Annotated in this window: 19 protein-coding genes; 12 read left to right on the plus strand and 7 right to left on the minus strand. The window is 70.9% G+C overall.

The window, feature by feature from the left end:
* Positions 1-103: 103 nt before the first annotated feature.
* Positions 104-1,054 carry a hypothetical protein gene (locus ACIREI_RS17320; protein WP_403333443.1) on the minus strand — a complete coding sequence of 317 codons (951 nt, stop codon included), beginning with the start codon at positions 1,052-1,054 and terminating at the stop codon, positions 104-106.
* A 304-nt stretch (positions 1,055-1,358) separates the two neighbouring features.
* On the opposite strand from ACIREI_RS17320, the gene ACIREI_RS17325 reads away from it, so the two are divergent.
* The 4 genes from ACIREI_RS17325 (at position 1,359) to ACIREI_RS17340 (ending at position 3,654) form a co-directional block, all read left to right on the plus strand.
* A complete protein-coding gene (locus ACIREI_RS17325) occupies positions 1,359-2,255 on the plus strand; it encodes a DMT family transporter (RefSeq protein ID WP_403333445.1) in 897 nt (298 codons plus the stop codon).
* Between the two features lie 86 nt (positions 2,256-2,341).
* Complete coding sequence (locus tag ACIREI_RS17330; protein WP_403333447.1) at positions 2,342-2,869, plus strand: NUDIX domain-containing protein; 528 nt, start codon at positions 2,342-2,344, stop codon at positions 2,867-2,869.
* A gap of 66 nt (positions 2,870-2,935) precedes the next feature.
* Complete coding sequence (locus ACIREI_RS17335) at positions 2,936-3,328, plus strand: YidH family protein (RefSeq protein ID WP_403333449.1); 393 nt, start codon at positions 2,936-2,938, stop codon at positions 3,326-3,328.
* Positions 3,325-3,654, plus strand: coding sequence for a DUF202 domain-containing protein (locus ACIREI_RS17340; protein ID WP_403333451.1), 330 nt, complete (start codon positions 3,325-3,327; stop codon positions 3,652-3,654). The genes ACIREI_RS17335 and ACIREI_RS17340 overlap by 4 nt, the downstream gene beginning before the upstream one ends.
* A gap of 52 nt (positions 3,655-3,706) precedes the next feature.
* On the opposite strand, the gene ACIREI_RS17345 is transcribed toward ACIREI_RS17340, so the two are convergent.
* A complete protein-coding gene (locus ACIREI_RS17345; protein WP_403333453.1) occupies positions 3,707-4,684 on the minus strand; it encodes an NADP-dependent oxidoreductase in 978 nt (325 codons plus the stop codon).
* A gap of 113 nt (positions 4,685-4,797) precedes the next feature.
* Here ACIREI_RS17345 and ACIREI_RS17350 point away from each other — a divergent pair, with 113 nt between their 5' ends.
* The 3 genes from ACIREI_RS17350 (at position 4,798) to ACIREI_RS17360 (ending at position 7,533) form a co-directional block, all read left to right on the plus strand.
* Positions 4,798-5,094, plus strand: coding sequence for a hypothetical protein (locus ACIREI_RS17350; protein WP_403333455.1), 297 nt, complete (start codon positions 4,798-4,800; stop codon positions 5,092-5,094).
* Positions 5,095-5,278: 184 nt separating this feature from the next.
* Positions 5,279-6,313: a phosphotransferase family protein gene (locus ACIREI_RS17355; RefSeq protein ID WP_403333457.1), complete on the plus strand. Its 1,035-nt coding sequence runs from the start codon at positions 5,279-5,281 to the stop codon at positions 6,311-6,313.
* A 5-nt stretch (positions 6,314-6,318) separates the two neighbouring features.
* On the plus strand, positions 6,319-7,533 hold the full coding sequence (locus ACIREI_RS17360) for an acyl-CoA dehydrogenase (protein WP_403333459.1): 1,215 nt from the start codon (positions 6,319-6,321) through the stop codon (positions 7,531-7,533).
* A 444-nt stretch (positions 7,534-7,977) separates the two neighbouring features.
* On the opposite strand, the gene ACIREI_RS17365 is transcribed toward ACIREI_RS17360, so the two are convergent.
* From ACIREI_RS17365 to ACIREI_RS17375, 3 genes are read right to left on the minus strand one after another with little or no spacing between them, the layout of a single operon-like run.
* Entirely contained in the window at positions 7,978-8,571 is a 594-nt protein-coding gene (locus ACIREI_RS17365; RefSeq protein ID WP_403333461.1) for a TetR/AcrR family transcriptional regulator, read from the minus strand.
* Between the two features lie 55 nt (positions 8,572-8,626).
* The gene (locus ACIREI_RS17370) at positions 8,627-10,291 is read right to left on the minus strand and encodes a class I adenylate-forming enzyme family protein (protein WP_403333463.1); all 1,665 of its coding nucleotides are present in this window, start codon (positions 10,289-10,291) and stop codon (positions 8,627-8,629) included.
* On the minus strand, positions 10,288-11,058 hold the full coding sequence (locus ACIREI_RS17375) for an SDR family oxidoreductase (RefSeq protein ID WP_403333465.1): 771 nt from the start codon (positions 11,056-11,058) through the stop codon (positions 10,288-10,290). Before ACIREI_RS17375 ends, ACIREI_RS17370 begins: the two co-directional genes overlap by 4 nt.
* A gap of 188 nt (positions 11,059-11,246) precedes the next feature.
* Between ACIREI_RS17375 and ACIREI_RS17380 the strand changes: the two genes are divergently transcribed.
* Both ACIREI_RS17380 and ACIREI_RS17385 read left to right on the plus strand, forming a co-directional pair.
* The gene (locus ACIREI_RS17380) at positions 11,247-12,485 is read left to right on the plus strand and encodes an exo-beta-N-acetylmuramidase NamZ domain-containing protein (RefSeq protein ID WP_403333467.1); all 1,239 of its coding nucleotides are present in this window, start codon (positions 11,247-11,249) and stop codon (positions 12,483-12,485) included.
* A 107-nt stretch (positions 12,486-12,592) separates the two neighbouring features.
* Positions 12,593-13,939, plus strand: coding sequence for a serine-threonine protein kinase (locus ACIREI_RS17385; RefSeq protein WP_403333469.1), 1,347 nt, complete (start codon positions 12,593-12,595; stop codon positions 13,937-13,939).
* A gap of 3 nt (positions 13,940-13,942) precedes the next feature.
* On the opposite strand, the gene ACIREI_RS17390 is transcribed toward ACIREI_RS17385, so the two are convergent.
* Positions 13,943-16,738 carry a penicillin acylase family protein gene (locus ACIREI_RS17390; protein ID WP_403333471.1) on the minus strand — a complete coding sequence of 932 codons (2,796 nt, stop codon included), beginning with the start codon at positions 16,736-16,738 and terminating at the stop codon, positions 13,943-13,945.
* A 230-nt stretch (positions 16,739-16,968) separates the two neighbouring features.
* Here ACIREI_RS17390 and ACIREI_RS17395 point away from each other — a divergent pair, with 230 nt between their 5' ends.
* Positions 16,969-17,574 carry a hypothetical protein gene (locus ACIREI_RS17395; RefSeq protein ID WP_403333473.1) on the plus strand — a complete coding sequence of 202 codons (606 nt, stop codon included), beginning with the start codon at positions 16,969-16,971 and terminating at the stop codon, positions 17,572-17,574.
* Between the two features lie 111 nt (positions 17,575-17,685).
* A complete protein-coding gene (locus ACIREI_RS17400) occupies positions 17,686-18,426 on the plus strand; it encodes a 3-keto-5-aminohexanoate cleavage protein (protein ID WP_403333475.1) in 741 nt (246 codons plus the stop codon).
* Positions 18,427-18,565: 139 nt separating this feature from the next.
* Here the strand turns inward: ACIREI_RS17400 and soxR are convergent, their stop codons facing one another.
* Entirely contained in the window at positions 18,566-19,045 is a 480-nt protein-coding gene (gene soxR, locus ACIREI_RS17405) for a redox-sensitive transcriptional activator SoxR (protein ID WP_403333478.1), read from the minus strand.
* 115 nt (positions 19,046-19,160) lie between these two features.
* Here soxR and ACIREI_RS17410 point away from each other — a divergent pair, with 115 nt between their 5' ends.
* A complete protein-coding gene (locus ACIREI_RS17410) occupies positions 19,161-19,622 on the plus strand; it encodes a MaoC family dehydratase (RefSeq protein ID WP_403333480.1) in 462 nt (153 codons plus the stop codon).
* Positions 19,623-19,633 lie beyond the last annotated feature (11 nt).

The following is a 19,633-nucleotide window of genomic DNA, read 5'->3' on the forward strand; positions in this document are numbered from 1 at the left end:
CGGATCGGTGCCGTCACGTCGGGTCGGTATCGCCGCGTCGGGCCGGCACCGTTACGTCGAGTCGGTATCGTCGCGTCGCTCCTGTCACGTCGACTCGATACCGTCACATCGCTCCGAGCGCGCCGGCCCGCGCGGCACGGAAGGCGGGATACGGATCGCGGTCCGGGTACGACCAGGGCGACGCCGTGGCGTGCTCACCGATGCGGTGGAACAGGGCGGCCGCCTCGGCGCTCCGGCCCTCGCAGACCTTGGCGTGGGCGAGGAAGTTCAGGTCGATGAGGCGACGCGGGTGGCCTTCCTGTTCCCACTCCAGCCACCAGTCGAAGGCGGCCCGCATCACCTGCCGGGCCCGACGGCCGGTCCAGTGCCCGGAGGCGGCCGTGTCGCGGGGCTCGTGTCCCACCGCGGCGAGGACGCGGTAGCGCTCGGTGTGGGCGATGACGGGAAGGATGGCGAGCGGTGAGTCGGCGGGGGCCTGCTCCGCGGCGGCGTTGGCGAAGTCGTAGACCTCGTGGAGCGGATCGGGGCCGACCCCGGGGCGGCGCTCGGCGAGACGGGCGACCATCAGGTGGTGGGCGTGGTGGTGGTCGGCGTACCGGGCGCGGACCTCGGCGAAGAGGCGGCGCACCTCCTCCTCGGCGCCGAGGGCGCTCTCCAGCATGAGCAACCCCAGCCAGGGGGTGGGGTCGGCGGGTGCGAGCGCCGCGGCGGCGTGGCAGGACTCGCGGGCGCGGACCGGTTTCTCCTTGCCACGCAAGGCGCGCCGCACCTGGGCGAGGGCGAGCAGGACGGCGGCGTCGGCGGAGTCGGGTTCGGCGAGCAGCCAGTCGCGGGTCCAGGCGGCGCAGTACGGCTCCTGGGCGAGGACGGTGACGCGGTGTCCTCTGCGGTCCCAGTCGTCGCCGGTCCGGGCGAGCAGCGAGCGGGCCGCCTGCCACCTGCCCTGGGTCAGTGCGGTGCGGGCCGCGGCGAGGTCGGCGTCGTCGAGGGCCGCGTCGAAGGCGTGGGCTGCGCGCTTCCGGCCGCGGCCGAGGGGTGGCGGAGGTGGGGGCACCGTTTCGGGTTCTGTTGGGGGGAGAGTGTGGACAGTCATCAACCGATCACACACAGCAAATCCGCAGCCAACGGTTCGCGTCAAGGGTCGCCGCCGCGTTACACGCGTCAACTCCCGTGACTGATGAGGCAGTTGAGACTCGAACTATGCCCACGATGCCCGATTTGTTCGGAGTGTGTGGCGTACGTCATGGCGTCGCCACCCGTCGGCGTCGGAGGATTGCGGGACGCGCATGCCGGGTTCCGGGTCGCTACAGTCGGCCCTTACGCGCCCCGTCCGCCCGGCAGGATTCGAGGTACGCAGCGTGTCGCTTCAGATTCTGATACTCGCCGTGAGCGCCGCGTGCTGCCTGGGCTTCGGCTTCGTACTTCAGCAGAACGCGGCCCAGAAGGCGCCGCTGAGCGACTTCCTCTCCCCCCGGATCCTGCTCGACCTGATGAAGGTGCCGCGCTGGCTCGGCGGCATCGGGCTCATGGTGGTCGGTATGGCGCTGGGCGCGATGGCGCTGGGCCAGGGCGAGATCTCCCTGGTGGAGCCCCTGCTGGCGACGAACCTGCTGTTCGCGCTCATGCTCTCGCGCCGCCAGACCAGGCAGCCACTGGGCCGCCAGGGCTGGGCGGGCCTCGCCCTGCTCGCGGGCGGAGTGACGGCGTTCATCGTCGCCGGACAGCCACGCGGCGGCACGGCGACCAGCGACCCGCTCCGGCACTGGCTGATCATGGGCGTCATGATCGGGCTTGCCCTGCTGCTCACGGCCTGCGCCAAGCGCTCGCGGCTCAGCTCGGGTCCGGCGCTGCTGGCCACGGCCGCCGGTCTGCTGTACGGCGTCCAGGACGCCCTGACCCGCGTGACCGGCCAGCGTTTCGCCGAGGGCGGCATGGCGGAGGTCCTGACCGGCTGGCAGCCGTACGCCGTGGTGGCGCTCGGCCTCACCGGACTGATCCTCGTCCAGAGCGCGTTCGAGACGGCGTCCCTGCGCATGTCCCTGCCCGCCCTGACCGCGGCCCAGCCCCTGGCCGGAATCGCCTGCGGCGTCGGCTTCCTCGGCGACCGGCTCCGCACCGATACGGGGGCACTGGCGTGGGAGGCGGCCGGACTCGCCGGGATCGTGGTCGGCATCATCCTGCTCGGAACGCACTCGGCGATGCCGTGCGGGGCGAGGCAGCCGGAACGGGCGGCGGTCCTGCAGACGGCGGGCTGACGGGGCGACGCGGCTGTGGGCCAGTGCCGGCGGGCCGCCCGCGGACGGACCCTGCTCGGACCGGTGGCCCCTGCTTGGATGGGCCCATGAGTGCTGCTGACGAGATTCTCGACATCGTCGACGAACACGACCAGGTCATCGGGCAGTCCCCACGTGGCGAGGCCTACGCCAAGGGGCTGCGCCATCGCGCCGTCTTCATCGAGGCCCGGGACGCGCGGGGCCGCCTCTTCGTGCACCGCCGTACCCCCACCAAGCTGGTCTTCCCCTCGCGGTACGACATGTTCGTCGGCGGAGTCGTCGGTGCGGGTGAGTCCTACGACGAAGCCGCCCTGCGCGAGGCCGAGGAGGAGCTCGGCGTGAGCGGCCTGGCCCGGCCGGCGTTCCTGTTCAAGTTCCTGTACGACGACGGCGCCGGACAGACCTGGTGGTCGGCGGTGTACGAGGTGCGCTGCGAGCTGCCCGTGAGCCCGCAGGTGGAGGAGGTCGCCTGGCACGACTTCCTGCCCGAGGCCGAAGTGGAGCGGCGGCTGACGGAGTGGGCGTGGGTGCCGGACGGGCTGGCGGCCTACCAGCGGCTCAGGGCCTACCGGGCGAACGGCACGGCGGTCGGCTGACCGACGGCCGCGGCGACCGGCTGAGCGGCAACGCCGCCCGGCGACTGCCCGGATAGGGTCGTGCATGTGATCGAGTTCGTACGAAACGTCCGGCTGTGGTTCGCGCCGCAGCAGATCCGGCAGGAGGGCGGCACCCCCGACTACCGGTTCTCGCTGGCCAACGAGCGCACCTTCCTGGCCTGGTTGCGTACCGCGCTCGCGCTGATCGGCGGCGGCTTCGCCGTGGACCAGTTCCTGCCGGACCTGCGCTGGGGCTGGCGCGTCGGGCTGGCGCTGGCGTTGCTCGCGGCGGGCGTGCTGTGTTCGTTGCGCGCGGTCAATCACTGGGTGCGCTGCGAGCGGGCGATGCGCCGGGGCGAGGACCTGCCGGTGTCCCGGTTCCCGGCGGTGCTGAGCATCGTCGTCGCGGTCGTGGCCGTCGCGATGGTCGTCGTCGTGCTCGTGGGGTGGGAAGGGTGAGCGCCGCGGCGGAAGCGGAGCCGGTGCGGGATCCGGGGCTGCAGCCCGAGCGGACGCGCCTGGCGTGGCGCCGTACGACGCTGTCCGGCACCGTGGCCGCCGTACTCGCCGCGAAGACCGCGCTGCACGGTCGGCTCTCGGTGGTCGGCGTCGTCGTCTGCGCCCTGTGTTTCGGGCTGTGGCTGGGCTTCCTGGCCCTGGCCCACCGCCGCATCCGCGTCCTGGCCTCCTCGGCCGAACCGGCGGCACTCGCCCCCCGGCATGCCGCGGCCACGGTCCTGTTCACCGTGGCCCTGGCGGTGTGCGGCGCCGCCCTCGTCCTCTGAGCCGGTTCCCTCCGGACAACACCAGACAACACCAGACAGAACCAGACAGGCCCTAGTCCGCCGCCTGCCACAGCCCCTCCGGCGCCACCGCCTCCTCCGTCTCCCAGTCCACCGTCACCACGATCTTGCCGCGCGTACGGCCCTCCTGGCTGAGCCGGTGAGCGTCCGCCGCCTGCTCCAGCGGGAACGTCTGCGAGACGTGCACGGACACCACCCCCTCCTCCGCCAGCTCGGACAGCCGCAGCAGGTCCTCCGCGTCGGGGCGGACGAAGTAGTAGCGGCCGCCGTAGTCGAAGACGTCCGGGTCGGCGATCGACACCAGGCGGCCTTCCGGGGCCAGGAGGTTGGCCGTGGCCTTCAGCGCCTCGCCGCCGACCGTGTCGAGGGCCGCGTCCACGCCTTCGGGCGCCAGCCCTCGCACCCGTTCGGTCAGGCCGTCGCCGTACTCGACCGGCTCGCCGCCGAGGCCGCGGACGAAGTCGTGGTTGTGCCCGCTCGCCGTACCGATGACCCGGGCGCCGAGATGGCGGGCGAGCTGGACGGCGATGGAGCCCACCCCGCCGGCCGCGGCGTGCACCAGGACCGTCTCGCCACGCCTGACCTGGAGCACCTTGATCAGCACCTGATACGCCGTCAGCCCGACCAGGGGCAGACCGGCGGCCTCCTCCCAGGTGAGGTTGCGGGGCTTGCGCGCGAGGGTGCGCAGCGGGGCGGCGACGTACTCGGCGAAGGTGCCGCGGGAGAGGAGGTCCTCGCGTACGTAGCCGATGACCTCGTCGCCGACGCCGAACTCCGCGACGGACACGCCCGGTTGGACCACGACACCCGACACGTCCCATCCCGGGACCACCGGGAAGGCCGGCTCGAGCATCCGGTCCATATGGCCCTCGCGGCACTTCCAGTCGACCGGGTTGACCGCCGCCGCCCGTACCTTGACCAGCACCGAGTCGGGGCCGACCTTGGGGTCGCGCACCTCTCCGTATGCGAGCACCTCGGGGCCGCCGTAGCGTGTGTAGCTGATGCCCTTCATGGGTTCGACCCTCTGCGGTCGCAGGACGCCACGCAAGCCCGAATGACCTGATATGCGCCGTTCGCGTGGCAGCCTGTCCGTCGTCACAACCCGCACCTCCGAAGGCGAGCACCATGACCACCCTTCATGTGGAACACCCCTCCCACACACACGTCCACGGCCCCGACTGCGGACACACCGCGGTGCCGCACGGCGACCACACCGACTACGCGCACGACGGCCACCTCCATCGCGAACACGGCGGCCACTGGGACGAGTGCGAGAACGACGGACACGTCGCGCACGAGGGCCACACCCACCAGCACGGCGCCGACTGCGGACACGAGAGCGTCCTGCACGGCGACCATGTCGACTACCTGCACGACGGCCACCGGCACGCCTCCCACGAGGGCCACTGGGACGACCACTGAGCCCACCGAAAGCTCACGAAAGCCGTACTGGCCGAGAAACCACCACCGACAGCTCCCCGGCGCGCCGCGCGGGGAGCTGTCGGCCTATCGTGGCCCCGATCACGTTCGGCTTCCGCACTGGACTACATACCGACTGGTCGGCATCATGAGTCCAGTCCTGTTCACCTGCCTTCAGGAGCGATGTATGAGCCCCGACCATCCGCCCGGTCTCGATCTCGACCGGCTGCGCGGCCTGCTCGAGCGCGAGCGGCCCGGTCTGGCGCAGGGTCCGCTGACCGGCCGGCTGATCGAGGGCGGACGGTCGAACCTCACCTACGCGGTCTCCGACGGCACCTCGAAGTGGGTCGTACGGCGTCCCCCGCTCGGCCATGTCCTCGCCACGGCGCACGACATGAAGCGCGAGCACCGGGTCATCAGCGGGCTGTACCCGACGAACGTGCCGGTGCCCCGGCCGGTGCTGCTGTGCGAGGACGAGGAGGTGCTCGGGGCGCCGTTCTACGTCATGGAGTTCGTCGAGGGCACCCCGTACCGCACCGCCGACCAGCTCGCCCCGCTGGGCCCTGAGCGCACCCGGGGCGCGGTGCTGTCCCTGGTGGACACGCTCGTCGAGCTGCACGCGGTGGATCCGGCGGAGGCCGGGCTCGCGGACTTCGGCCGCCCCGAGGGTTTCCTGGACCGGCAACTGCGGCGCTGGGGCAAGCAGTTGGACGCCTCCCGCAACCGCGACCTGGCCGGCATCGACGAGCTGCACGCGACCCTCGGACGGCGGCTGCCCGTCTCCCCCGCCCCGGCCGTCGTGCACGGCGACTACCGGCTCGACAACGTGCTCATCGGTGACGACGACCGGATCAAGGCGGTCCTGGACTGGGAGATGTCCACGCTCGGCGATCCGCTGACCGACCTGGGCCTGCTGGTGATGTACAGCCTGCCGCTGGGCATGGCGGACTCCCCGGTCTCCACGACGGCCGAGGCTCCCGGACATCCGGCGCCCGGCGAGCTGATCGAGCGGTACGCCGCGCGCTCGGGGCGCGATGTCTCCGCGGTCTCCTGGTACACGGCGTTCGCCTGGTTCAAGCTCGCCGTGATCCTGGAGGGCATCCACTACCGCTACACGCTGGGCCAGACGGTCGGCCGCGGCTTCGACCGCATCGGCGACCTGGTTCCGGTCTTCATCGAGCACGGACTGACCACTCTCCAAGCAGGCATCCAGGAAGGCTGACGCACATGGACTTCGCGTTCGACGCACGCACCGAGGAGCTGCGCGGCAAGCTGCTGGCCTTCATGGACGAGTACGTCTATCCGGCCGAGGCCGTGGCGGAGGAGCAGCGGGCCGCGCTGGCCTCCCCCTGGGACACCCCTGCCGTGGTCGAGGAGCTCAAGACCGAGGCACGCCGCCAGGGCCTGTGGAACCTCTTCCTCCCCGACGCCGAGTACGGTGCCGGGCTGACCAACCTCCAGTACGCCCCCCTCGCCGAGATCACCGGCCGCTCCCCGCAGCTCGCGCCCACCGCGCTGAACTGCGCGGCGCCGGACACCGGGAACATGGAGGTGCTGTCCCAGTTCGGCGACGAGCAGCAGAGGAAGCAGTGGCTGGAGCCGCTGCTGGCCGGTGAGATCCGCTCGGCGTTCGCGATGACCGAGCCGGAGGTGGCCTCGTCCGACGCCACCAACATCACCACCCACATCGAGCGGGACGGCGACGAGTACGTCATCACCGGCCGCAAGTGGTACATCTCCGGGGCGATGAACCCGGACTGCAAGATCTTCATCGTGATGGGCAAGACGGACCCGGACGGCGAGGACATCCGCCGCCAGCAGTCGATGGTCCTGGTCCCCCGCGACACCCCGGGCGTCACGGTCAAGCGCGCCATGCAGGTGTTCGGCTACGAGGACCACTACCACGGCGGCCACGCCGAGGTGATCTTCGACCACGCGCGCGTGCCGGTGTCGAACCTCGTCGGCGAGGAGGGCGGCGGCTTCGCCATCGCCCAGGCGCGGCTCGGTCCCGGCCGTATCCACCACTGCATGCGGCTGATCGGCATGGCGGAGCGGGCGATCGAGCTGATGTGCCGCCGGGCCGTGTCCCGTACGGCGTTCGGCAAGGCGCTGGCCCAGCAGGGGGTGGTGCACAACTGGATCGCCGACGCGCGGGTGACGGTGGAGCAGCTGCGGCTGCTGGTGCTGAAGACGGCCTGGCTGATGGACACCGTCGGCAACCGGGGTGCCCACACCGAGATCCAGTCCATCAAGATCGCCACGCCGCGGGCGGTCGTCGACATCATCGACCGGGCGATCCAGTTGCACGGCGCGGGGGGTGTCAGCCAGGACTTCCCGCTGGCCGAGCTGTACGCCGGGGCGCGGACGCTGATGATCGCCGATGGGCCGGACGAGGTGCATCAGCGGTCGCTGGCGCGGCGGGAGTTGAAGAAGTACCTGTGACTCCGTCGGCGGCGGGGGTTTTCCCGCCCCCGCCGCCCCTACCCGTCCCATCCTCAAGGGGCTCCGCCCCTTCGACCCCGTTCCCAGGGGGCTCCGCCCCCTGGACCCCCGCTCCTCAAACGCCGGAGGGGCTGGACTTGACGCGTCCGCCGTTCGAGGAGCGGGGCCACGCCATCCCTAGCCCCCACCCACCCGCAGAGGGGCCTCACCCGTCAACGCCAGCCCAGGCATCCCAGCCCACGCGGCGTTCGAGGACGAGCACGACCATCCCTAGCCCCCCCACCCACCCGCAGGGGGCTTCACCCCTCAACGCCGGCCCGCATCATCCAGCCCGTCCGGCGTTTGAGGACAAGGCCCGTTCAGGGCCGAAGCGGGGTCTGGGGGCGCAGCCCCCAGGGACGGGAATGGGTAGGGGCGGCGGGGGCGGAGAAAGCTCTGCGTCGGCTACGGTCGCAGCGCCCGCAGCAGCAGGTCCGCCAAGTGGTCGGCGACCTCCTGGGGGCTCATCGGGCCGTCCGGGCGGTACCAGGTCGACAGGTGGTGGACGGAGCCGAAGTGGTAGTCCACCACCAGGTCGGCCGGGGTCGCCTTCGAGAAGACGCCCGCTTCCTGGCCCTCCTCGACGAGCGCGCGGAAGCGTTCGTGGTAGCGCCGGCGCTCGGCGCGCACCTGCTTGTTCTTCTCCGGGCTCAGGTGGTGCATGGAGCGGAAGAAGATCATCGCGTCGTCGAGGTTCTCGATCGTCGTCACCACGACGTCGGCCGCCGCGCCTCTGAGCCGCTTCTCGATGGGCTCGTCGGCGCCCGCGAACGCGTCCAGCCGCTCCTGCTGAACGCGCAGCACGCGCGCGTACACCTCGTGCAGGAGGTCGTCCTTGGAGCCGAAGTAGTGGTACAGCGCCCCCTTGGTGACGCCGGCCGCCTCGACGATCTCCTGCACCGAGGTGCGGTCGTAGCCCTGCTCGGCGAAGAGCCGGGTGGCGGCGGCGAGCAGCCGCTGCGGGACGGGCGTACCGTCACCGTCCGTCGTCCTGGCCACTGTGCCGCCACCTGCCCTTCCGAGATGTCTGCCTGCTGTCCGGCAGACCTGCTGTCTAGCCTTCGGTCACGCGGGAACGAAGTTCCCGACGGAGGATCTTCCCACTTGCCGTCTTGGGCAAGTCGGGCAGGATCTCCACCTGTCGCGGATATTTGTAGGCGGCCAGTCTCTCCCTGCAGTACGCCGCGAGTGCGTCGGGGTCCGTTTCCGCACCCGGACGGAGGCTGATGTACGCCTTGACGGTCTCCCCGCGGTACCCGTCGGGGACCCCGACGACGGCCGCCTCGCGCACCGCCGGGTGGGTGTAGAGCACGTCCTCGACCTCGCGCGGCCAGACCTTGAAGCCGGACGCGTTGATCATGTCCTTCTTGCGGTCGACGACGTACAGCCAGCCGTCGGCGTCCATGAAGCCGATGTCGCCGGTGCGCAGTTCCCCGTCCGGGAAGGTCTCGGCGGTGGCGTCGGGGCGCCGCCAGTAGCCGGGGACGACCTGCGGGCCGCGTACGAGGATCTCGCCCTGTTCGCCGAAGGGGACCTCCTGGCCGGCGTCGTCGACGATGCGTACGACCGTCTCGGGCCCCGGCAGCCCCACGGCGAGCGTGCCGGAGACCGGGTCGACGGGGGCCTCCAGGCCGGGCGGGACGGAGGCGCAGGGAGCGGTGCACTCGGTCAGGCCGTAGCCGTTGCGGATGTACGGTCCGAGGCCCGCCCGGAACTTCTCCACCAGGGCGGGCGGCAGCGGGGCGCCGCCGGAGGAGATCATCCGGAAGGAGGCGAAGTGGTCCCGGGTGACCGCCGGGTGGGCGGCCAGCGCCATGAACGCGGTCGACGGGCCGACGGTGTAGTGCGGCCCGTGCTCGGCGAACGCGTCGAGCACGACACCCGCCTCGAAGCGGTACGCCAGCACGAGGGTGCCCGCGCTGTCGAGACAGGCGCCGAGCTGGCAGACCATCCCGGTGATGTGGAACAGGGGCGCCAACGCGAAGTAGACGGGCGCCTCGGGCAGTTCCAGTCCGGTCGCCTGCCGCTCGGCGTTGTACATGATGTTGCCGTGCGTGTTGGTGGCGCCCTTGGGAGTGCCGCTGGTACCCGAGGTGTAGCTGATCAGCGCGATGTCGGACGGACCGAGGTCACGGCCCTCCGGCGCCTTGTGCCCGGCGCGCGCGACGGCCGCGAGGTCCTCGGCGTCGTCGGGCTGCGGCAGCCGTTCGAAGGTCAGCACGCGCGCGTCGTCGCGAGTCTGGAAATCCAACTCGCAGCCGGTGAGCGCGATCCGCACCGGCGACCCGGCCGCCGTCTCGCGCAGGTACGACTCCCAGGCCCGGTCGGAGCAGATGAGCGCGGCCACGTCACCGTCCCGCAGGACGTGGCCGACCTCCCCCGACTTGTACATCGGGTTGACGGGCACCACGATCGCCCCCGCCTTCCACGCGCCGAGCAGCGCGAGCACGAAGTGCGGGGTGTTCTGCAGCAGGATCGCCACCCGGTCGCCGCGTTCCAGGCCGCGGGCGGCGAGGTGCCCGGCGAGGGAGTCGCTGAGCTCGTCGACCTCGCGGTAGGTCAGCCGGCCGTCGAAGTAGGCGAGGAAGGTGCGCTCCGGTGTCTCGGCGACCACCCGGCGCAGGGCGTGCACGAGGGTGTCGGCCGGGTCGATCGGGGCGCGCTGGGCGTCGCTGAGCAGGGCCAGCCAGGGCTTGGCGGCGTAGCGGGACTCGGTCACCTGGCCTCCTCCCACTTCTGCTGGATGTGGTTCATGCCCGCCAGCCAGCGGTCGGGCGTGGCGGCCCGCGCCTCGTAGTACCCGGCGACCTCGGGGTGCGGCAGGATCAGGAAGCGGTCCTCCGCCATGCCCTTGAACAGGGCGTCCGCCACGTCCTCCGGCGCGATGGCGGTGGGCTTGAGCACCAGGTCCCCCGCACTGCCGGTGGCATCCAGCATGTCGGTACGCACACCCTGCGGACAGATGGCATGGACCTTGATCCCACGGTGGCGGTACGTCAGCGACAGGTACTCGGCGAAGGCGTACGCCCCGTGCTTGGTGACGGCGTAGGGGGCGGCGCCGATCATGGTGAGCAGCCCGGCGGCGGAGACGGTGGAGACGAACCGCCCGCTGCCCCGCTCCAGCCAGGCCGGGAGGAGGGCGTCGGCGGCGCGGACGTGGGCCATGACGTTGACGTCCCAGGACAGCGACCAGGCCTTCTCGTCCAGCGATCCGGCCTCCCCGCCCTCGAAGGCGACGCCGGCGTTGGCGCAGTAGACGTCGATGGTGCCGCCGAGGGCGTCACGGGCGTCGGCGACGATGGCGGAGGCGTCTCCGGGGACGGCGATGCCGCCGATCTCGTCGGCGACGGCGGAGGCCTTCCCGCCGTCCAGGTCATTGACGACCACCCGGGCCCCTTCGGCGGCGAAGCGCCGGGCCAGAGCGGCCCCGATGCCACCCCCAGCCCCGGTAACGACGACTCCGGTACCTTGAACGGCTTCCACCATCGGTCTCCTTCGACTTCGGCTCACCTGCGACGATCAGACTAACCGGTCGGTATGTTGCTGGGAAGGGCGGCTGCGACGCCACCAAGGGGCGCGGGCTGTGTCGATATGCGGCTCCGCCGCGCGGGCGCGACAAGCCACGAACCACCGGCACCTTCCCCCCAACCTGCGGGAGCAATACCGTGCCCCCCATGCGCCTATCCAGACGAGCCCTACTCGCAGCGACAACGGCAGCAGCTTCACTCACGACGGCCTCCGAGGCCTCCGGTGCCGAGCGCCGCAGGCACCTACGCACCGGTTTCGAGAACCTCGTCACAACCGGATACGCACCCCTGCGCGGCCAGCGCATCGGCATCGTCACCAACCCCACCGGAGTGACCCGCGACGCCCGCCACATCGTAGACGTCATGCACGCCGACGACAGGGTGAACCTGGAGGCCGTCTTCGGCCCCGAGCACGGCTTCCGCGGCACCGCCCAGGCAGGCGGCTCCGAGGGCCGCTACGACGACCCCGCGACCGGTCTCCCGGTCTACGACACGTACCTCAAGAGCGGCCGCCCCCTCGCCGACATCTTCACCGCGTCCGGTGTGGACACGATCGTCTTCGACATCCAGGACGTGGGCGCCCGCTTCTACACGTACATCTGGACGCTCTACGACTGCATGGAGGCAGCCCAGCTCGCCGGCAAACGCTTCGTCGTGCTCGACCGGCCGAACCCGGTGACCGGACGGGCGGCCCAGGGCCCGGTGCTGCACAAGGAGTTCGCCACGTTCGTCGGCCGCCAACCCGTCTCCCAGGCGCACGGCATGACGGTCGCGGAGCTGGCGCTGCTGTTCAACGGCGAGTTCCTGACCACCCCGGTGGCCCTGGAGACCGTACGGATGACGGGCTGGCGGCGGTCCGAGTTCTACGACGCCTGGGGCCTGCCCTGGGTGCCGCCGAGCCCGAACATGCCCACCCCGGACACCGCGCTGGTGTACTCGGGGACCTGTCTCTTCGAGGGCACGAACCTGTCGGAGGGCCGCGGGACGACCCGGCCGTTCGAACTGCTCGGCGCGGAGGGCATCGACGGACGCTGGGCGGCCGCCGTCAGCGAACTCGACCTGCCCGGCGTGCACTTCAGGGAGGCGTACTTCGCGCCCACGTTCTCGAAGTTCCAGGGCAGGACCGTCGGCGGCGTACAGATCCATGTGCACGACCGGGCCGCGTACGACCCCGTCCGCACCGGGATCGCCCTGCTCGTGACCGCCAAGAAGGTCTGGAGCGGCTTCGGTTGGCGCCCCGACAACTGGATCGACAAGCTCACCGGCTCCACGCGGGTGCGCACGATGATCGACGCGGGCGCGAGCGCCGACGAGGTGGTGGCGGGCTGGCAGCAGGAGCTCGCGGCGTTCCGGCGGATGCGCGGGGAGTACCTGCTGTACAAATGAGCGCCCCGCTCATGTGCCCCGGATGAGTGACGACGTATGGCCATTCGCGCCCGGTAGCAGGACGATGCGCCCGTGTCGCACCACTACGGGGGACGAGGGGGCCTGTGATGGCGAATCCGCCAGTGAGCGTGAATCCCTACTGGGAGCTGACCTTCGACGCGGACGGGGATCCGGACGCGGGCAGGCGGGACCGGCTGCTGGCCGGGGTGGCGAAGCACCACGTCCGTGATCTGATCGTCTTCGCGCACGGCTGGAACAGCGATCGCTCGGGGGCGACCCGGCTCTACGACCGCTTCTTCGCGCCGATCCCGCGGCTCGCGCCGGCGGCGAGGATCGGGTACGTGGGTGTGGTCTGGCCGTCGATGCGGTTCTCGGACGAGCCGATCCCGGACTTCCCGCGTGCCGTGGCGGCGGAGATGCCTCGCCGCCCCGTGCTCGACAAGGACTCGCGGCACGCGCTGCTGGAGACGTTCCCGGGACGGGCGACCGTGATCGACCAGATCGCGCGGCTGCTGGACCAGCAGCCGCGCGAGGAAGCCGAGTTGGAGGAGTTCGGGCGGCTGGTGCGGATGCTGGTGGACATCGTGCCGCCGGGGCCGCAGGTGCTGTTCGCGGCGGACACGCTGGCGGAGGGGGTGCCGGAGAGCTCGCCGGACATGTTCTCGGCGTCCACCGCCGCCGTGTGCGAGGAGTTCGCGCAGGCGCTGACGCATCTGGAGGCGCCGGACGGAGCGCCGGAGGGTGCGGCCGCCTTCTCGCTGCCGAACCCGTGGGAGGGTGCCCACGAGTTGCTGCGGCAGGCGACGTACTACGCCATGAAGCGGCGCGCGGGGACGGTCGGTGAGCGGGGGCTCGGCCGGGTGATCGGGCAGCTGGCTGCGCGCTCGCCCGAGGTGCGGGTGCATCTCGTCGGGCACAGCTTCGGCGCGCGGCTGGTGTCGTTCGCGTTGCGCGGGCTGCCGAAGGGCGTGCGGTCGGTGAAGTCCGTGACGCTGCTCCAAGGCGCCTTCTCGCACTACGCGTTCGCGTCCCGGCTGCCGCATGACGCGCGGGCGGGCGGGGTGCTGGAGGGCCAGCACAACCGGATCGACGGACCGCTGGTGTGCTGCTACTCGCGGCACGACTCGGCCCTGTCCACGATGTATCCGCTGGCCTCCCGGATGGCGGGGGACGCGCGTGGGATCGCGGCGTTGGACATCGGCCGGATGCTGGGGGACAAGTGGGGGGCGATGGGGCACGACGGGGTGCAGGCGGTGCCGGGCACGCGGTCGTTGAAGCTGGCCGACGCGCTGAAGGCGGAGCTGCCCACGTCGGGATGCGTGAACATCGACGCGGCGTCCGTCGTCAGACGTGGTGGACCGCCGGCGGGAGCCCACAGCGACATCGTGCACCGGGAGCTCGCGCAGGTGGTGGTGGCGGCGGGCCGCATCGACCGGCCCGCCGCCGACCACTGATCGTCACCTGTGTGACGTGAACTCCACGACCTGCTGATACGTCGGCCGGTTCTGCCAGCTGATCCTGGAGTGCTTGATGCCGCCCAGGGTGCGCTGGACGATCGAGTCGGCGCACCACTGGTCGCCCGCCGAGCACTGGTCGTCGCCGGGATAGACCTGGGCCGCGGTCTTGCCGGCCGCCTCCTTCAGTGTGCTGATCAGGATGTCCCGGCAGGCACTGAGGCTGCCGCCGCCGCAGTACTTCCGGTCGAGCGGGCCCTGCACCGACTCACCGAGCACGGCCCGGATGTCCTTGTCGACATAGCTCCACCAGCCGTACTGGAAGGAGCTTCCGGCGTGCGAGCCGGTCGGGCCGTGCGCGGCGGACGGGGACTCGTCGATGGGCAGGTTGTTCGTCATCGCGGCGTACAGCTCGCTCCCGAGGCCGGGTTCGAACTCGGCCTTGACCAGCAGCGGCCACCAGGCGTCCAGGATGCGGATCGCGTCGGCGTCGGCGTACGTCTTCGAGCCGGCCGACGTCTCGGTGCGCTTGGCGCCCGCCGAGATCCAGGCCTGGAGCTTGCTGACGGCCGCCGCGGCGGTGGAGTCGGTCACGGTTGAGCTGTTGACGACCTTGAGCAGGTCCGGGAGTACGTCCTCGGCACGCAGATCGGCCAGCCCCGCATCCGCCATGGCCTTCACCAGCGAGGCCCGGGTCACCCCGCCCGCCGCGACCAGCTTCTTCACCCGGTTCTCCAGCAGATTGCCGCGGTGGACCGAGCCGTCGCCCCAGGGAGCGGTCGTGTAGTCCTTGGCCTGCTTGTTGTTCCAGGAGATGTAGTAGTCCTGGTCGATGGAGTTGGGGTGGGCCGACGGCGGGGTGTACTGCGCGGTGTTCGTCGCCGGGTCCCAGCCCCGCCACTCGTACGCCGACCGCGCCCACACCGGGAACTCCGCGTCGACACCGGTCGCCCGGACCGGGTTGTCGCCGCTGTTGTAGTAGGCGGTGTGCTCGGAGTCGACGTAGAACCAGTTGAAGGTGTAGTTGATGTGCTGCACCGCCTCCTGGAAGTCCTCCGGGCCCTTGACGTAGTCCGGGTCGTTCAGCATCTGGAAGCCGATGATCGAGTCGGCCTCGTGCATGAAGGACGAGCGCAGGGTCGTGTAGGCGACCTTCTTGCCGCCGACGGTCGCTCGGTGCGTGACGGGTCCGTACTTCGTGCGCCAGACCCGCATCGTGTACGAGCCCGCAGGGGTGCTGTCGGCGGTGGTCGGCTTCCAGGCGTTCTTCTGCTCGACCTTCTCCATCGCCGTGCAGGTGCCGCGGTACAGGTAGTGGTAGTCGTCCTGGCACAGCTCGACGGCGTAGGTGTCGATGATGTCCTGGCCGGAGGTCGTCGCGCTCCACGAGTAGTCCTGGCCGCGGCCGAGTTCGACGTACATGCTCAGGCCGGCGAAGGAGGCGCCGCGGGCGCTGATGCCCGGGCCCTGGATCTCCTGGAGCAGCAGCAGCTGGGGCGCGAAGTAGCCGGTCTGCGGACCGAAGACGGCGACCGGGTGGCCGCTGGCGGTGTACTCGCCGCTCACGACCAAGGCGTTGGACATGCCCCGCTTGGCCGAGCTCATGGCGGTCCGGGCCGCCGTGGTGGAGGCGGTGCTCGCGGCGGAGCCGGACGCGCTGCCCGTACGGTCGTGGACGAGTTGCTCCTCGGTCACCGAACCGGCGTCGGGCAGGGCCTCGCCCTGCGGGTCGTCGGGCTTGGTGGCGTACGGGAAGCTCTTGTCGTGGAGGGTGACGACGGCCTCGGGGTCGTTGCGTTCGCGGAACGACTCCCAGAGCTTCGTCCCCTCGGCAACTCCGTACTTCTCCTGGGCGGCGAGCAGGGAGAGGGCGTTGTTGACCTCGCCGCCGCCTCCGGAGCCGAACAGGGCGCCGATCACGGACGCAAGCGCGACCAGGTCGGTGGGTTTGAAGTGCTCGATCTTGCCGGCGTTGGTGATCGAGTCCTTGTGACCGGTCAGGACGTACTCGCCGGGGAAGTAGCGGCCGCTGTCGGAGGCGTCGATGTAGGAGTTGATGCCGTCGATGTAGGCGTTCACGTCGGCGAGGGCCTGCTTGCCCCGGTCGCCCGCCGCGGCCACGGCGTTGTCGATCTGGGCCTGCAGATCGGCCTCGGTGTACGGCGCGTGACGGTAGAACTCCTGCTCCAGGCCCTGGTTGGAAGGCGCGCCACCGGCGAACGACGTCAGCTGACCGCGTCCGACGTGCCGGAAGACGTCCATCAGCCACAGCCGGTCCTGGGCGGCCGCATAGCCCGCGCCGAACTCCGTGCCGTATCTGGTGGTACCGGTGATGTGCGGTACGCCCGTCTTCTTGTCACGGACGATCGTCACATCACTGCGGCCCGCGGGCTTGAGAGTGGAGGCGACTTGATCGGACGGAACGCCGAACGAGGCGTCGTTGAAGAAGTTGTTGATCGTCGCGTTGGTGAGGCCGGAGTAGCCCTTCGCCAGGTTGGCGTAGGGGCCGAGCTGGTCCGAGGCGTGCTCGGGCATACTGCCGAAGGCCTGGTTGGCCAGGATCTGGGCGAGGGTGGCGTTGCCGTTCTGGCCCGGCGGCAGGATGTCGGAACACTGGTTCCCGCAGTGGTCGGCGGCCGCCGCCTCGGCCGCTGACGCCTCGGGCGCGGTGGCGGCTTGGGAAAGTGGCGACAAAAGACCGGCAATCAAGGCGCATATGGATGCCGTCTTCAGGAACCCGGGGAATCGGTCGGGAGTTCTCACTCTGTCTGGGGCGTTGCGTGGGGTACGCCGTGGCATGGCAGCTCCTACCGACGAGGGTGGGCCGGATGTTACCGGCGGTATCCCCGGGATTGAAGGTGAACATGCGTCACTTTTTGGAGTCACCAGGGCTCGCTATGGAGGTCATCGGAAAACGAATGGAGCCGAATCGCTTGTCGATACGTCTATTCGTCAACGTCGCGCGAAGTCCGTGCGGCGACGCCGAAGTGACCGAAGTACAGGTGCAGGTGTGACGGAGGTGCAGGGCGATGGCCGGTTTCCGGAGTCTGGCGAGACAGGTGCGAGACCCGAGGTGCGATCTGGCGCTACGGCGCTACTCGCTGCGTAAGTGCCTTGAGCGGTTCGCTCCTTACGGGCACAGGGCGACCTGGGACCACTTGTGCTCCCGGGCAGGGTTCGGTCCGGAGGACCGGTCCCCCGATCCGGCGCGGCTCGTGGCCGCGTTGGACGAGCTGGAGGAGGCGCGTTCGGTCTGGCTGGCCTACGAGGTCGAGTTCGCCGAGCGACGCAAGAAGGAGAAGCACGACGGACTGCGCAGGCCGGGCACCGTGGACGACTGGCACCGGCTGACCTGGGGCGGCTTCGGGGTCGCCTGGTGCGACGACCCACGGGTCCACCCGCAAGAACCGCTGGCCGTGGTGCTGCGCCGGCTGATCTCCGCGCTGGAGCGCGAACCGGGTTCGGAGTGCCCGGTGTGCGGCGGGGAGCGGCTGATCTACAAGTACGACCTGGCCCATGAACCGTCGTCGGGTCCGGTCTGCACGGACTGCGGAATCGTGGTGCCGCGTCCGGTTCTCACGCCCGAAGCGCTGGCGGCGTCACGGCGTGAACGGCGGCTGCTGATGTCCGCCTAGTACGACGGGGGTGCGCCGGGGATGCCGCACCCCCCTTTCGCCGGGGGCCGGTTCGATGCCTGCCCGTTCTTCCCGTCTGCCGTTGTCAGTGGTGGCTGGCACCATCGAGACATGATCCAGGTGTGTCTGAACGGGCCTCGGGGGGCGGGCGACGGTGCCGCGGTGCCGCTCTCGCCGGAGGCCATGGCCGAGTCCGCCGCGGCCGCGGTCGCGGCCGGAGCCACGGACATCCATGTGCACCCCAAGACACCCTGCGGGAAGGACAGTCTGTCGCCGCGGGTGCTCGCGCCGACGCTGGAGGCGATACGGGCCCGGGTGCCGGTGCCGGTCGGGGTGACCACGGGCGCGTGGGCGGAACCGGACGCGGCGGCCCGGCTGGAGCGGATACGGAGCTGGTCGACGCTCCCGGTCCTCCCCGACCACGCCTCGGTCAACTGGCATGAGCCGGGCGCCGAGGAGGTGGCGGCGGCGCTGATCGACCAGGGCGTGGGCGTCGAGGCGGGCATCTGGTCCGGCACGGATGGAGCGGCACGGTTCGCCGCCTCACCGCTGGGGCCGAGGGTGCTGCGGGTGCTGGCGGAGGTGACGGACAGGTCCGCGGAGTCGGCCGAGGAGACAGCGCGAGCACTGCTGGCCGACCTGGGCTCGGCGTTCGGCCGTCCGGTGCTGCTGCACGGGGAGGACGCGGGAGCGTGGCCGGTGCTGCGGCTGGCGGGGCGGCTGGGGCTGGCGACGCGCATCGGCCTGGAGGACACGCTGGTCCTGCCGGACGGGGAACGGGCCGGGTCGAACGCGCAGTTGGTGGCGGCGGGGCTGGTCCACTACGGGTGGGAGTCCCGGCGCTCGTCGTGAGGGAGGCCAGGTCGGGCCTGACCGCCGACTGCGCTGCAGCACCGCTGGGGCGCGAGGCTGTACCGGCATGCGACTCCGCCGCGCAGGCGCGACCCGCCACACACAACCCGCGGCCGCCGTACGAGCCGGAGCCCCGAACTCATTGTCCCCCCTTCTGTCGACCTCCCGGCTCCGCCAGCAGGCGCGACCCCGTCAGGCGTTCACCGAAGGCGTCGTCCGGGTTGGACAGGACGCATGTGTCGAGGGAGAGGCAGCCGCAGCCGATGCAGTCGGTCAAGTGGTCGCGCAGGCGGTTCAGTTGCTTGATGCGTTCGTCCAGTTCCGAGCGCCACGCCTCCGACAGCCGCGCCCAGTCCTCGTTGGTGGGCGTGCGCTCCTCGGGGAGTCGGGCGAGGGCCTCGCGGATCGTGGCCAGCGGGATGCCGACGCGCTGCGCGGCCCGGACGAAGGCGACCCGGCGGAGGGTGTCACGGGTGTAGCGACGCTGGTTGCCGGAGGTGCGGCGGCTGCTGATCAGGCCCTTGGACTCGTAGAAGTGCAGGGCGGAGACGGCGGCGCCGCTGCGCGCCGACAGTTGGCCGACGGTCAGCTCGTGGATCTTCTCGGGGATCTGGGGCACTCCTCAGAGACTACCGACCGCGTCGCACGCCCGTTCCGTTGACATAGGACTCGCACCCGACCATGCTAAGCAGTCGCTTAGACATTGCGGGACCGCGACGCGAGAGGCCGGGAACATGGCAGAGCCGAGGATCTTCACTTCCGTCGACGACCTGAAGGCGGCGGTGGGCGAGCAGCTGGGGTACACCGACTGGCTGGAGATCGACCAGAAGCGGATCGACCTGTTCGCCGAGGCCACCGGCGACCATCAGTGGATCCACGTCGACCCGGAGAAGGCGGCCGCCGGCCCCTTCGGGACCACCATCGCCCACGGGTACCTCACGCTGTCACTGCTGCCGCTCTTCGGACCCCAGTTGATGAGGGTCGAGGGCGTGAAGATGGGCGTCAACTACGGCACCAACAAGGTCCGCTTCCCCTCCCCCGTGCCGGTCGGCTCGCGACTGCGCGCGACCGCGAAGATCAGCAACGTCGAGGACGTACCCGGCGGCGCCCAGCTGACCGTCGCCTACACCGTGGAGCGCGACGGCGGGGACAAGCCGGTCTGCGTGGCCGAGTCGGTGGCCCGCTTCTACGTCTGACCCGCTTCCAC

The sequence above is a fragment of the Streptomyces sp. NPDC093591 genome, from assembly GCF_044764885.1.
GTDB lineage: Bacteria > Actinomycetota > Actinomycetes > Streptomycetales > Streptomycetaceae > Streptomyces.

What these genes read in the sequence shown, in the direction of transcription:
- ACIREI_RS17390 (WP_403333471.1), bottom strand. Translation starts at nt 16,738, where the DNA reads ATGCCACGGCGTACCCCACGCAACGCCCCAGACAGAGTGAGAACTCCC.
- ACIREI_RS17355 (WP_403333457.1), top strand. Translation starts at nt 5,279, where the DNA reads ATGAGCCCCGACCATCCGCCCGGTCTCGATCTCGACCGGCTGCGCGGC.
- ACIREI_RS17375 (WP_403333465.1), bottom strand. Translation starts at nt 11,058, where the DNA reads ATGGTGGAAGCCGTTCAAGGTACCGGAGTCGTCGTTACCGGGGCTGGG.
- ACIREI_RS17400 (WP_403333475.1), top strand. Translation starts at nt 17,686, where the DNA reads ATGATCCAGGTGTGTCTGAACGGGCCTCGGGGGGCGGGCGACGGTGCC.
- ACIREI_RS17410 (WP_403333480.1), top strand. Translation starts at nt 19,161, where the DNA reads ATGGCAGAGCCGAGGATCTTCACTTCCGTCGACGACCTGAAGGCGGCG.
- ACIREI_RS17385 (WP_403333469.1), top strand. Translation starts at nt 12,593, where the DNA reads ATGGCGAATCCGCCAGTGAGCGTGAATCCCTACTGGGAGCTGACCTTC.
- ACIREI_RS17330 (WP_403333447.1), top strand. Translation starts at nt 2,342, where the DNA reads ATGAGTGCTGCTGACGAGATTCTCGACATCGTCGACGAACACGACCAG.
- ACIREI_RS17395 (WP_403333473.1), top strand. Translation starts at nt 16,969, where the DNA reads ATGGCCGGTTTCCGGAGTCTGGCGAGACAGGTGCGAGACCCGAGGTGC.
- ACIREI_RS17380 (WP_403333467.1), top strand. Translation starts at nt 11,247, where the DNA reads ATGCGCCTATCCAGACGAGCCCTACTCGCAGCGACAACGGCAGCAGCT.
- ACIREI_RS17345 (WP_403333453.1), bottom strand. Translation starts at nt 4,684, where the DNA reads ATGAAGGGCATCAGCTACACACGCTACGGCGGCCCCGAGGTGCTCGCA.
- ACIREI_RS17360 (WP_403333459.1), top strand. Translation starts at nt 6,319, where the DNA reads ATGGACTTCGCGTTCGACGCACGCACCGAGGAGCTGCGCGGCAAGCTG.
- ACIREI_RS17350 (WP_403333455.1), top strand. Translation starts at nt 4,798, where the DNA reads ATGACCACCCTTCATGTGGAACACCCCTCCCACACACACGTCCACGGC.